The sequence below is a fragment of the Pseudomonas sp. SWRI18 genome (genome assembly GCF_014268345.1).
Classification (GTDB): domain Bacteria; phylum Pseudomonadota; class Gammaproteobacteria; order Pseudomonadales; family Pseudomonadaceae; genus Aquipseudomonas; species Aquipseudomonas cedrina.
On the sequence record NZ_JACCQQ010000019.1, the window covers coordinates 47977 to 60959 of the forward strand.

At 61.1% G+C, this 12983-nt stretch carries 12 protein-coding genes; 3 read left to right on the forward strand and 9 right to left on the reverse strand.

Going from position 1 to position 12983, the window contains the following annotated elements; all coding sequences use genetic code 11:
• Positions 1–32: 32 nt before the first annotated feature.
• The 8 genes from H0Z09_RS19800 to H0Z09_RS19835 all read right to left on the reverse strand — a co-directional run bounded on the left by H0Z09_RS19800 (position 33) and on the right by H0Z09_RS19835 (position 8825).
• Complete coding sequence (locus H0Z09_RS19800) at positions 33–3668, reverse strand: transporter substrate-binding domain-containing protein (RefSeq protein ID WP_186692775.1); 3636 nt, start codon at positions 3666–3668, stop codon at positions 33–35.
• 8 nt (positions 3669–3676) lie between these two features.
• Complete coding sequence (locus H0Z09_RS19805; protein ID WP_186692777.1) at positions 3677–4303, reverse strand: response regulator transcription factor; 627 nt, start codon at positions 4301–4303, stop codon at positions 3677–3679.
• A gap of 250 nt (positions 4304–4553) precedes the next feature.
• The gene (locus H0Z09_RS19810; protein WP_186692779.1) at positions 4554–4955 is read right to left on the reverse strand and encodes a response regulator; all 402 of its coding nucleotides are present in this window, start codon (positions 4953–4955) and stop codon (positions 4554–4556) included.
• Positions 4956–5128: 173 nt separating this feature from the next.
• Positions 5129–6460 (reverse strand): deoxyguanosinetriphosphate triphosphohydrolase, encoded by a 1332-nt coding sequence (locus H0Z09_RS19815; RefSeq protein ID WP_076950435.1) that lies wholly within the window; start codon positions 6458–6460, stop codon positions 5129–5131.
• Between the two features lie 71 nt (positions 6461–6531).
• Entirely contained in the window at positions 6532–7695 is a 1164-nt protein-coding gene (locus tag H0Z09_RS19820) for an EAL domain-containing protein (RefSeq protein WP_186692781.1), read from the reverse strand.
• Between the two features lie 92 nt (positions 7696–7787).
• On the reverse strand, positions 7788–8126 hold the full coding sequence (locus H0Z09_RS19825; RefSeq protein WP_186692783.1) for a hypothetical protein: 339 nt from the start codon (positions 8124–8126) through the stop codon (positions 7788–7790).
• A complete protein-coding gene (locus H0Z09_RS19830; RefSeq protein WP_076950438.1) occupies positions 8123–8506 on the reverse strand; it encodes a phage holin family protein in 384 nt (127 codons plus the stop codon). The genes H0Z09_RS19825 and H0Z09_RS19830 overlap by 4 nt, the downstream gene beginning before the upstream one ends.
• Positions 8507–8510: 4 nt before the next feature.
• Positions 8511–8825 carry a YqjD family protein gene (locus H0Z09_RS19835; RefSeq protein ID WP_076950439.1) on the reverse strand — a complete coding sequence of 105 codons (315 nt, stop codon included), beginning with the start codon at positions 8823–8825 and terminating at the stop codon, positions 8511–8513.
• A gap of 347 nt (positions 8826–9172) precedes the next feature.
• Here H0Z09_RS19835 and H0Z09_RS19840 point away from each other — a divergent pair, with 347 nt between their 5' ends.
• Entirely contained in the window at positions 9173–10381 is a 1209-nt protein-coding gene (locus H0Z09_RS19840) for an ammonium transporter (RefSeq protein WP_186692785.1), read from the forward strand.
• On the opposite strand, the gene H0Z09_RS19845 is transcribed toward H0Z09_RS19840, so the two are convergent.
• Positions 10368–12104, reverse strand: coding sequence for a monovalent cation:proton antiporter-2 (CPA2) family protein (locus H0Z09_RS19845; RefSeq protein WP_186692797.1), 1737 nt, complete (start codon positions 12102–12104; stop codon positions 10368–10370). The two genes, H0Z09_RS19840 and H0Z09_RS19845, sit on opposite strands and share 14 nt — an antisense overlap.
• 170 nt (positions 12105–12274) lie before the next feature.
• On the opposite strand from H0Z09_RS19845, the gene H0Z09_RS19850 reads away from it, so the two are divergent.
• The gene (locus H0Z09_RS19850; RefSeq protein WP_076950441.1) at positions 12275–12511 is read left to right on the forward strand and encodes a glutaredoxin family protein; all 237 of its coding nucleotides are present in this window, start codon (positions 12275–12277) and stop codon (positions 12509–12511) included.
• Between the two features lie 74 nt (positions 12512–12585).
• Entirely contained in the window at positions 12586–12921 is a 336-nt protein-coding gene (locus H0Z09_RS19855) for a transcriptional regulator (RefSeq protein ID WP_076950442.1), read from the forward strand.
• The last annotated feature ends 62 nt before the right edge of the window (positions 12922–12983 follow it).

Sequence of the window (12983 nt, forward strand, 5' to 3'; positions counted from 1 at the left end):
CGGGCGGTGCGACGATTCGACAAGCCCGCTCACTACTGTGAGTCCAACATATGAAGCTGCACTCGCAGTAACCTCTCCAATTCCAGCATGAGCTTCTGCAGACACTTCACACCCGCTTCAACCAGCAGCCAGTCATCTCCCCGAGCGCACGCCTGTTCAACCGCTTCACACTGCCCCGCGAGCGGCGTCGCCTGGACGATACGCGCGGCGCCCTTGATCTTGTGCGCCTGCTCGACAATCTCCTGAAGCGGGGCATGGGCTTCAAGCAGGGCTGTCAGTTCCTGGCGATCATGTTGACTGCTGCTCAACAACTCTTCCAGCAAACGCCGGCTCAATTGCGGATCGCCGCCGGTCAGGGCCTCGAAGTTGCCGAGGTCCAGGTTCAGATCGGTGGGCTGAGGGCTGATCTGCGCCAATTGCCGCTCCAATGCCGTAAGGCTGATGGGTTTGAACAGGCAATCGTTCATGCCCGCTTCAGCGCAGCGTTGCTTCTCTTCAGGCTGGGCGTTGGCGGTAAAACCCAGGATCACGCAGGGCGCCAGTTGCTCACGCTGTTCGTACTCGCGGATCGAGCGGCTCAGCTCGTAGCCGTTCATGATGGGCATGTTGCAGTCGGCGATGATCAGGTCGAAGCGTTCCTGGCGCCAGGCCTGGAAACCCGCGGCGCCGTTCTGGGCGGCGGTGTACTGGTGCCCCAGGTAAGCCAGTTGCTGGCACATCAGCAAGCGGTTTGCGGGATGATCATCCACCACCAGTACATTGAGCACCGGTGCGGTCGCGGGCGCCGAGGGTGTGTGTTCCACCCGTAGCTGTTCCGGCTGCAAGCGCGTCATGTTCAGGTTGACGTGCACCTGGGTGCCGACCATGGGCACGCTGCTCAGGCTCAATTGCCCGCCCATCATCGCGCACAGGCTGCGGCAGATCACCAGCCCCAGGCCGGCGCCGCTCCTGGCCAGCTGCCCGGAATTGTCGGCCTGGGCAAAGGGTTCGAACAGGCGCAATTGATCATCTCGGCTGATGCCTATCCCGGTGTCCTCGACCACCAGTTTCATCTCGACCTGCTGCGCCTGCTCGGTGGGCAAAACCTCCACCTTGATCTTCACCTGGCCGCGCTCGGTGAACTTGATGGCGTTGCTGACCAGGTTCGACAGCACCTGCTTGAAGCGCAGCGGGTCGATCAGCACTTCGGTGTCGTCCAGGTTGGGCTTGAACTCAAGGGACAGGCTGAGGGTTTTCTGGCGCGCCAGGCCGTCGAAGACACGCACCACCGACTCAATGACTTCGCGCAGGTTGACGCGCTCCGGTGCCAGGCTCAGGCGCCCGGATTCGATGCGTGCGATGTCCAGGATATCGCCGATCAGTTCCAGCAGGTCCTTGGCCGAGTTGTACGCCACTTCGATGGCCGGGCGGTCGAGATGGCCCTGGTCGGCGCGCTTGAGCGTCAGTTCGAGCATGCCGATCACCGCGTTCATCGGCGTGCGGATTTCATGGCTCATGGTGGCGAGGAACGTGCTCTTGGCCCGGTTGGCCTCGTCGGCGCGCTCTTTGGCGGCGCGAATTTCGTCGAACAGTTGGCGCCGCTCGCTGATATCGATCCAGCCGCCAATGATGCCTTGCACTTCTCCGATGGAATCGCGGTACGGCAGGATCCAGTGGTAGATCGTCAGTTTTTTTCCGCGGATATGCAGGGTGCGGTCCAGAATCAGCGGGTTGCCCTCGCTCATTACCCGCTGGTAATCGTCGTGATATTGAACGGCTTCGGTTTCCAGGGCCTCGCTCATCTGGATGGCGCTTTTGCCGATCACGTCCTCGCGCTTGACGTCGAACACCTGCAGGTAGCTGTCATTGCAGGTCTGCAGCAAGCCGTTTCGATCGCGCACATAGATCGGGTGCGGGGTCTCGTTGACCAGCGCGCGCATGAATTCGAACTGGTCACTGAGGGCGCGTTCGGCCATTTTGCGGTGCTTGATCTGGCGACGCATGTAGGCGTTCCAGCCCAGGGAGATCAACAGCAACAGCCCGGTTACGATGATGATGCGTGCGATCAGTTGGTGATAGTTGCGCCAGTAGCTATCGGAGGCCGAGGTGTAGCCTCGCCAGCGACTGTTGATCACCCCCAGTTCATCCGGGGCGATGCTTAGCAGGGCTTTATCGAGGATCGAGCTGAGCTCGGTGGCACCGCGCGCGGTCGCCAGGGAAAAGGTGGCGGGGAAGGTGCCGATGCCGCTGCTGATCTGCAATTTGTCCTGGAACACCTGGGACGACAGGAAATAGTTGGCCACCACCAGGGAATTCACCGCGCCTTCCACGTGCCCTTGGGCCAGCAGTTCGGACGCCTTGAAGGTGTCGCTGGCCTTGACCAGTTGGATCTCTGGATAGTCGCTGCGCAGGAAGGCTTCCAGGGGGTTGCCCGGGGTGAGTGCCAGGCGCTTGCCGGCCATTTGCTCCAGGTTCGCCGGCGCATTGGGCTCATTGCGAGTCAGCAGCACATAGGAGTTTTCCAGGTAAGGTCGGCTGAAGTTCAGTTGGGCTTCCCGTTCAGCGCTGGGCACGATTGCGCCGATGATGTCGATGTTGCCGGCGTCGACCTGTTCGATCATCGCGTTCACGTCTCGGCCTCGCTGCATCTCGAAGCGCAGCCCGGTGCGCAGGCGAATCAGCTCGAGCAAGTCGGCGGTGATGCCACGGAAGTTGCCATCCGCATCAAAGAAGGTCAGTGGCGCGAAGGTCTCGTTCACGATCACTTTGACCACCGGGTGGTCCTTCAGCCAACGCTCCTCGCGTTGGGTCAGTTGCAGCTTCTCGGCGGTCAGCAGGATGTCGCTGCCGGTGCTCCAGCGCTTGGCGATCGCCTCCCGCTCAGCGGCAGGCACGGCGGTCAATACCGCGTCGACGATACTCAGGAGGGTGCGCTGGTGTTGAAGCATGGCAAAGCTGAAACCGTAGGCCTCGTGCTTGCCGAAGTTGGCCATGCGGATATTTTTCAGGTAGCCCTTGTTGATCATGTAATGAGTGGAAATGGTATCGCCGAGGAAGACGTCGGCCTGATCGAATGCCACCGCATTCAGGGCGTTTTGATAAGAGGGGTAGGTGCGGATGATCGCCTTGGGATACAGTTTTTCCACCTCGCTCAGGGGCAGGTAGTGGTAGACCAGCGACAGGCGCATCCCGGCCAGGCCATCATCCAGGCTGCGCGTCTCACCCTCGCGGGTGACCAGTACCGGCTGGTCCACGGCGTAGGGTTCGGACAGCGTAAGGTTCGGGTTTTGCGCCTCGAAACCGTTGGAGGAGCCCAGCAGGTCGATCTCCCCGCTTTCAAGAGCGTGAATCGCATCCTTGCGGGAAGCGTAGCGCAACACCTTCACCGGCAGCGCCAGGGCCCTGGACAGCAGGCCGGCGTAATCGGCGGTGAGGCCCTCATAGTCGCGGCCGCTGGAGGTGAGGTCGAAGGGAGGGTAGTCAGGGGATGCGGCGCCCAGCACCAATTCACGCTTGTTTTGCAGCCATTGACGCTGGGTCTTGTTCAGGTGGGTGTCCAGTTGAAACGAGCCTGAACGGCTCAATAAGGTGAGATATTCCGGGCCCGTTGGTTGGTTCGCGAGCACGACGGTGCTCAAGCACAGACTGGCACTCAATATGATCAGGTAGTCCTTAATACGGCTGGGCATCCACTTTCTCACACTAGCGCGTTTCGTTTTGCCATCTCGATAAGGTCTACCAAGGATTTGGCTTGAAGTTTTTGCATCAGCCGCTTTTTATAAGTACTCACTGTTTTATTACTAAGGAACATACCTTTGGCAATTTCCTTGTTAGTGCGGCCTTGTGCAAAAAGTTGTAATACCATTAGTTCCCGGTCATTGACGGACTTGAACAGTTCAAGTTCCTGGGACTCCACGCCCTCTATACCGCTGGTGGTGAGTGCCTGGCTGGGGAAATAGTTGTAACCGGACAACACCGCGCGAATGGCGCTGAGCAATTCGCTCAGGTCGCCTTCCTTGCACACATAGCCATCGGCGCCCGAGCGCATGCAGCGTGTGGCGAACAGCGTGGGCGACTGGGCCGTCAGGATCAGGGTCTTCATCGACGTGTTCATCGCGTTGAAGCGGCAGAGTACTTCGAGCCCGTCCAGCTTGGGAATGCTGATATCCAGGATAATCAGGTCCGGCAGGCATTCGCGGACCATTTGAATGGCGTCGCATCCGTTATCCGTTTCGCCGACCACTTTATAGCCTTCGTGCTCCAGCAACATTCGGATGGCAAGCCGTATAACCGGATGGTCATCGATAATAAAAACTGTGTTCATGGTCACATTCCGTGCAAGTGCAAAATAAAGTGGGCACATTAGCTCAGAAGCGGAGTAAGGCGCATGAGCTCAGGGGGGAGTAGGTATAAAACAGGAATATTCCTACAGTAAAAAAGGTAATGGCCTACTGGTCGCTAAGGCTTCGTGAAGCGATAGGTCAGTGTTCGAGGAAGAAGTGGGTTAGAGGCGGCTGCCATGGATTTAACGGTGACAGTACCGGCCCTTTTCGTCGGGCAATAGTGTTTAAATCCTACAGGCGTAACTTTAATAATGGGCAGAGCAAGTGCGCCAGTTCATCCCTGTTCAGCGGTTTCGATAAATAACCGAGCAGTGGCAGGCCACGATCGACGGCCTGGTTTATCAAACTGGCGAGTTCAGCCGCCGGCAATCCGCTCAGCAGGATGGCGGTCGTGGTAAAGCGCCTGCGGCTGGCGATCTCGATCAGTTCGAGTCCCGGCAGGTCGGGCAGGCATTGATCACACAGGATAATGTCGAAGGGTACCTCGGCCTGCGCCATGGCACAGATTGCCTGCTCGGCGTTTTCGGTCGGGGTCAGCCTTGCGAAGCCGAAGCTCCTCAGCAGGCACTGGGTGGCGAGGAGTTGAAAGGGATGATCCTCCACCAACAGGATACGAAGCGGATAGCTGGGCATTGGGGGCCACACGGTGAGTCAAGCGTCGAGGGAGGGCGCGTAGGAACAGGTCGCCAGGGTCGCCGGGAGCGTGCGTGATTATTCATCGTGTGTTTGTGCGAATTCGATCAGGCCGCTCTGTTCCCTTTGTAGGTGGATTCCTTAGAGGAGACAGGCGGCTTGATGGTGCTCGTTTATTGAGGGCTGGAACGTCCGGTCATTTCCCGCGCCATTTCGGTGGCATAGCTGTCGGTCATGCCGGCGATGAAGTCGATCATGCGTAGGAACGAAGCGTGCAGCGGCCACTCAGGGTTTGGTGCGTTGTTGCCCAGCAAGTCGAGAATGCGGCGGTTCTTGAACGACGGCGTGCGCCCGCCGTGCTGTTCCAGTGCCGCGCCGCAGAAAGCGTTCAGGAGGATTTCCAGCGTGGTGTAGGCGCCGATTTCGTGCAGGGTCTTGCGCTTGTCCTGGAAGATCTTCTTGCGCGCCATGTCCTTGGCATCCAGAACGCAGCGTTTGGCGGGGCCGTGCATGTGTTCCACCAGATCGCCGGGCAGCGTGCCGGCCAGCAAGGCATCCTGCTGCTCGACGAAGGCCCGCGCCGCCGCGTTGGTCAAATGCTCGATGGCCTTGCCGCGCAGGATCGCCAGTTTGCGTCGCCGCGAATCCTGCGCGCCGAGTTGGCGATAGGTCTGGGGCAGGTCATCGCCCACCAGGTCCAATAGCAGCGACTCGACTTCGGCGTATTCCAGCAACTGCATTTCCAGGCCGTCTTCCAGGTCGATCAGGGCGTAGCAGATGTCGTCCGCCGCTTCCATCAGGTACACCAGCGGATGCCGGGCCCAGCGTTGTTCTTCAAGTTGCGGCAGGCCGAGCTTGTGAGCGATCTGCTCGAGGATCGGCAGCTCGCTCTGGTAGCAGCCGAACTTGTGTTTCTTGTAGCCCAGGGAATCGGCATGCCGGGCGGTCCAGGGGTATTTCAGGTACGTGCCCAGGGTGGCGTAGGTCAGCCGCGTACCGCCGTCGAACTGGTGGTATTCGAGCTGGGTCAACACGCGAAAGCCCTGGGCGTTGCCTTCGAAGTTGAGGAAATCGTTGCGCTCGGCGCTGCTCATGTCATCCAGCCAGCCACGTCCTGCGGCCTGCTGGAACCAGTGGCGAATGGCGTCTTCACCGGAGTGCCCGAACGGCGGGTTGCCGATGTCATGGGCCAGGCAGGCCGATTGCACCACCATGCCCAGGTCGCTCGGGTCGCACCAGTCGGGCAGGGCGCCGCGCAGGGTCTCGCCGACGCGCATGCCGAGGGAGCGGCCTACGCAGCTCACTTCCAGGGAATGGGTCAGGCGGGTATGGATATGGTCGTTGCTGGAGACCGGGTGCACTTGGGTCTTGCGGCCCAGGCGACGAAACGCGCCGGAGAAGATAATACGGTCGTGGTCTTTGTGAAACGGGCTACGTCCCAGTTCTTCCGGGCTGTGCAGCGGTTTGCCAAGACGTTCGCGGGTCAGCAGGGTGGGCCAATCCAAGGCGGATGCTCTCCGTAGGGTGAATGACCCTCCCAGCTTCCCGGTTCAGCGCGGCCTGGGCAAGCGAAAATCTACAACCCGGCCGCGTCGATATCGATTAAGAGCAAACGCTGACCGTTTTCGAAGAATTGTCCGGCGGTGAGGCAATACCGGTTGGTGGTCGCGTCGCGGTAGGTCGAGGACAGGCTCAGGCGGCGCTCCTCCCAACCTTCGGCCAGCAGGTGATAAAAGTAGGGGCGCCACGACCAGTTGTGGCCCAGGTAGCGGCTGTCGGCCTGCCAGGCGTCCTGGTGCCATTCGAAGTTAGGCGTCAGTTGGGTGCCATGCCGGTCGCACTGGTAGAAGCGCAGCAGCCAGGGAAACGCCGGCAGATGCGGCAGTTGGCTCAGCGGCGCCTGTGCCTGGGCCCAGGTTTGCAGGATAGTCATCAGCTCGGCCAATTGCTGGCGCAGTTGCATGATGCGCCCGCGCTCTGCCAGCTTTTGCTGGACGTAGACCGTGCGCAACTGGGCGAAACGTGCCACGAAGGCGTCGGTGGCGAACCAGTCCAACCGGGCCTGGGCAAACAGATAGCCCTGCACATAGCGCGCGCCGCACTCCAGGGCAAAGCTCAACTGCGCTTCGGTCTCCACGCCTTCGGCGATGATCCAGCAGCCGGTCTTCTCGGCCATTTGCGCCAGGGCCCGCACCACTTCGCTGCCAGGCCCGCCGCGGGCTGCGTCCTGGAACAGGCGCATGTCCAGCTTGAGAATATCCGGCTGCAATGCCAGTACCCGGTCGAGTTGGGAATAACCGGCGCCAAAGTCGTCGATGGCGATGCGCGCGCCGGCTTCGCGGTAACGCGCCACCACGTCAGCCATCCGCTGGATGTCGCCACCCAGTTCAGTGATCTCGAACACGATGCGCCGCGGATCGACGCGGTGCCTGTGGATTTGCTTGAGGCTCGGCAGCGCCTGGCCGGGGCGTAGCCGGTTGATCCAGCGTGGCGAGATGTTCAGGCTCATGAACCAGTCTTCAGGCGCTTCGTGCAAGCGGCTCAAGGCGTTGTCGCGGATCTGCCGGTCGAGGCGACGCAAGGTTACACCTGGGGTGCGTGGGTCGGCGAACAGCGGGCCGACGGACTGCAAGCGGCCATCCGCCTGGCGCAGGCGGCCCAAGGCCTCGACGCCGGCGATGCGGCCCGTGGCGGTGTCGATAAACGGTTGGAAGCAGGCGAGCGGTTGCCCGTCGATCACGGGGCCTCCTTAAGAGAGGTGGCGAAAAAAAGACCCGGCCCTCGAAAACGAGGGCCGGGCCAGTTCTGTTAGCAAGAATGCAGCCAGTACGCTCAGCTCTTACGCGAAGTGCCCTGCATGGCCAACTTGATCAGCGGGATCAAGCCGGCACCGAGGCGCACCAGGCGCGTCACGCCGCCGATGCCGCCACCCTTGGCGCCCTTGCCCGTGAAGAAGCCCATCAGGGTCACGGCGGCCACGCCCCACAGCGGCGCGTGCTTGATGCCCAGGCCGCCCTGCAGACTCTGGCCCATGTTGCGCACCTTGTTCAGCGGCAGCATCAACTGCTGGGACTCGTGGCGGATCTCCTGACGGTGCATTTCCATGCGCAGGCGAATCAAAGCCTTGCGCATTTCTCGGCGGGAGGTTTGCTGGTTTTCATTCGAGCTCATGGCAGCAGGCGCTCCCGGTCATTGGCCAATTCTTCGAGGGTGGCGTGGAAAGGCGTGGACTCATCGAATACCGCCGCTTTCAAGCGCACCCCGCAGAACGCGGCGGCCAGGGTATAGAACACGCAGAGGCAGATAATCCCGGTCAGCCGGTAGCCGGTGTCCCACACCAGGATCATCACCAACGTCGATAACCCCACCAGCAACAGCAGCGCAAACACCAGCGCCAGGCCGGCAAACAGCAACAGGCTGACGGTGCGGGCCTTCTGTTCCTGCAATTCAATGCCAAACAATTCGACGTGACTGTGCAGCAAGCCCAGCACGGCCGCGCCCAGACGCCTTGAGGTTGAGCTCGTGGTCGAGCTGGATTCGCCGATAGACATGGTATTAGCGCCTTGTGGCCAGCAGGCCGATCAAAAAGCCCACGCCGGCGGCAATGCCCACCGACTGCCAAGGGTTGGCCTGCACGTAGTCTTCAGTGGCGGTGACCGCCGCCTGGCCGCGTTCGCGCAGGGAGTCTTCAGTCAACTTCAGGGTTTCACGGGCCTGCAGCAGCGATTCCTGGATCTTGGCGCGCAGCTCATCGGCCTGGTCGCCCGCGAGTACCTTGGTGTCGTTCAGCAACCTTTCGGTGTCAGTCACCAGGGTTTGAAAATCCGCCATCAGTATTTCCTGGGCGTTCTTTGCAGTGCTTCGGGCCATGGTTATCTCCGTGATTGGCTGATCGGTATGTAGTGGTTTCGAGTCACCGGGCTCGGTGAAGGTTCAGTGCAATTGTCTGGTACAGCTTTTGCTACGCCTTGGTGCGCGGGCCAACGAGTCTGCGCTGAATCCGGGCGGTGGGGCAGCAAGCCTTGAAAAACCTTACCCTAAATAACTCAAACTCGCGGAAAAACCCTGTCGGTAACGGCCTGTTGTGTTGATCGCTGCGCTAAAGCGGTTCACGCCCTCTGAAAAGGGGTGGGGCCGCAGGTGCCAATTTAGTGCGCAAATACCTGGCTTGACCCGCTTTGGTGCTTTTTTGCCTTACTGCAGGCCTGCCAACTTCCATGGAAACTCTGCAAAGTGCAGTGGACACGCTCGTCCACAGCTCCAACACCCTGTTTATCCTGATCGGTGCGGTCATGGTCCTGGCCATGCACGCCGGCTTCGCGTTCCTGGAAGTCGGCACGGTGCGTCAGAAGAACCAGGTCAACGCGCTGTCGAAAATCCTCAGCGACTTCGCCATCTCCACCCTGGCTTATTTCTTTATAGGCTATTGGATCTCCTACGGCGTGAGCTTCATGCAACCGGCTGCGGTGATCAGCGCCGACCATGGTTATGGCCTGGTGAAGTTTTTCTTCCTGCTGACCTTTGCGGCCGCGATCCCGGCGATCATTTCCGGTGGCATCGCAGAACGTGCAAGGTTCGCTCCACAGCTCTGCGCCACGGCGTTGATCGTGGCGTTTATCTACCCGTTTTTCGAAGGCATGGCGTGGAACGGCAATTTCGGCCTGCAAGCCTGGCTGCTCGCGACCTTTGGCGCCAGCTTCCATGACTTTGCCGGTTCCGTGGTGGTACACGCCATGGGCGGCTGGCTGGCACTGGCGGCGGTGTTGTTGCTCGGCCCGCGCAATGGGCGCTACCGCGAAGGGCGCCTGGTGGCGTTCGCGCCGTCGAGCATTCCGTTCCTGGCGTTGGGTTCGTGGATCCTGATCGTCGGTTGGTTCGGTTTCAACGTGATGAGCGCACAGACCCTGAACGGCGTGAGCGGCCTGGTGGCGGTCAACTCGCTGATGGCGATGGTCGGCGGCACGGTCGCTGCGTTGATCATCGGCCGCAATGACCCGGGCTTCCTGCACAACGGCCCGCTGGCCGGGCTGGTGGCCATTTGCGCCGGCTCAGACCTGATGCACCCGGTGGGCGCGCTGGTGACCGGTGCTGTCGCCGGCGGGTTGTTCGTGTGGTGTTTCATCGCGGCACAGGATCGCTGGAAGATCGACGATGTACTGGGTGTGTGGCCGTTGCACGGCCTCTGCGGCGTGTGGGGCGGCATTGCCTGTGGCATCTTCGGCCAGACCGCCCTGGGTGGGCTGGGCGGTGTGAGCCTGATCAGCCAATTGATCGGCACGGCCCTCGGCGTGCTGGTGGCGCTGCTCGGCGGCTTGCTGGTGTACGGCGTGCTCAAGCGCGTCACCGGGCTGCGCCTGAGCCAGGAGCAGGAGTATTACGGTGCGGACCTGTCGATCCACAAGATCGGCGCGGTCAGTCAGGATTGATCGGCGCCTGTTCTTCGTCGTCCGGTTGCGCGTAAAAACCGTGCAGCAGGCGATAGCGGTTCTGCCGCACTTCATCGACCCGCGTCTGCACCTGTTGGTCCGGCAGGCCCAGCAGGATTAACGCATGGGAGGCGAGCATCAGGCTCGACTCCAACAGCTCGGGTACCACTTCGGTGGCGCCCGCGGCTTTCAGTTCAGCCAGTTGGCTGTCATCGCGAGTACGCACCAGGATCGGCACCTGGGGGTTGATCCGGCGCGCCTCCTTCAGCACCACCAGCGCCACATCGGTGTTGTCCACCGCAATCACCACCAGCCGCGCGCGTTCCAGGCCGACCGCACTCAGCAGGGCGCCCCGCCGGCAGTCGCCATAATGCACGCTGCTGTCTTCGGTGGCGGCTTCCTGAACCCGTTCCGGATCGTCATCCAGGGCGATGAAGGCCTGTTGTTCCTTGCGCAGGAAACGCCCGATGGATTGGCCGACGCGTCCATAGCCGCAGATCACCGCGTGCCCGCGTAACTCGGCATTCAACGCGGTGATGTGTTCCAACTGCACTTGCTGGTTGGGTTTGCGGTGCAGACGCAGGGCAATGCGCGGCGCGGCGCGCAACAGCAGCGGGGTCAGCAGCATCGAACAGAAGGTGGCGGCCAGCAGCAGGCCGTTGAATTCGTCGGGGATCAGCCGGCTCTGCTGCATCTGCGCCATCAGCGCAAAGCAGAACTCGCCGCCTTGGGCCAGTGCCAGGCCACTGCGCCAGGCCGTCTCGGCGTCGCTGCCGCGCAACTTGACCAGTGCTGCCACCACGCAGCCTTTGACCAGCATCAGGGTCAAGGTCAGGCCGAGGATCAGCAGGCTGTGGCTAACGAACAACTGCAGGTCGATCAGCATGCCGATACTGACGAAAAACAGCCCCAGCAGGATGTCGCGAAACGGACGGATATCCGCCTCGATCTGGTGGCGGTAGTGGCTTTCGCCCAGCAGCATGCCGGCCAGGAACGCGCCGAGGGCAGGGGAGAGCCCCAACAAGTGCGTGAGCCAGGCCGTCAGCAGCACAATCACCAGCGCCAGCAGCACGAACAGCTCCGCCGAATGGGAGGCGGCGACTTCACGGAATAAGCGCGGCAGCAGCCAGCGGCTGGCCAGCAGCAGGCCGACAAACAACACCACGGTCTTGCCCAGGGTCAACGGCAGCGCCATGTACCAGGCTTGCTCGCCGGTGCCGGCAAATACCGGCACGAGGGTTAGCAGCAGCACTGCCACCACATCCTGGAACAGCAGTACGCCAATTGCGTTCTGGCCGTGACTGCTGAAGATCTCCCCCAGGCTGCTCAGCTCCTTGCTGACGATGGCCGTGGAGGACAACGCCAGCCCCGCCCCAAGCAACAAGGCGATGCCCGGCGCTACGCCCAGGGTCATCAGCAAGCCCCCCAGCAGCGCCCCGCACCCCAACACCTGCATACTGCCCAGGCCAAACACCACGCGGCGCAGGGCGAACATCTTCGTCAGGGAAAACTCCAGGCCCAGGGAAAACAGCAGGAACACCACGCCCAGTTCGGCGAGGTCGGGCAGCTCTTCGCTGTCATTCACCCAGTCCAGGGCGGTGGGCCCCACGGCCAGGCCGACGCACAAATAGCCCAGCACGGGTGGCAATTGCAGCCGGCGAAACAGCGCAATCACCACCAGGGATGAGGCCAGAATGATCAGCAGGTTGGCAAACACACGCATCTCCATTGCAAGGGGCAGGCAAAAGCCTGCAAGTATTGCTGAGTCAGTTATAGGCCATTGTGACGTGGGTCAGGGTTTATGTGTGGCAGGCTTGTTGTGGCAAGCCCGCTCGCCACAGGTATTGTGCGGGCTTAGAATGTCTGCCTACGTTCTGACCAGGTCTATTCGCCATGCTTCCTGAATGCCAGTTGTTCGGCACCCTGGGTTGCCATCTTTGTGAGATCGCCGAAGCCGAAGTCATGCCGCTCGTCGAACACGGCCTGCTGGTGGAACTGGTGGACATCACCGACCCCGACGACCTGACCGAGGTCTACGGCCTGCGGATTCCGGTGCTTCGCCGGGTAGATACCGGTGCTGAACTGGACTGGCCCTTCGACACTGAGCAGGTGGTCGCCTTCCTGCGCTGACATTTATGCGATGGCGGGTTTCCGAATATTACGTTACTGTATGTTTGTACAGCGATTGAATAGAGGGAACGACCGTGGTGAATGTTGAACAACTGAAAAGCAGCGTCAATCGCATGTCCGCCGATGTCGTGCGCGACGCGGTGAACGAGCTGCGCCTCGATGGCCTGGTCACGGAAGGCAAGACGCCGTTTAACAAAGTGCATTTCAATACCTGCTTTGCCGAGATCGAGGCGCTGTTCCAGCGCGCCGGCTATCACAAGCAACTGGATGTGGTGGGTTACCAGGGGTTGCTGTACGCGTTATACGATCCGGGCCGCTGGGAAGCGGTGGACGTATTGCGCTGGCTCAAGGAATTCACCGAGGCCGCGAGTGCCTCAAAGATCCTGCGGCCCGAGTTGCTCAAGGCCTGAGATAGGCCCTAGGCTCAATCCCGCTCCATGCGGGATAATGCCTGCCAGTTTTTTCCCAGGTT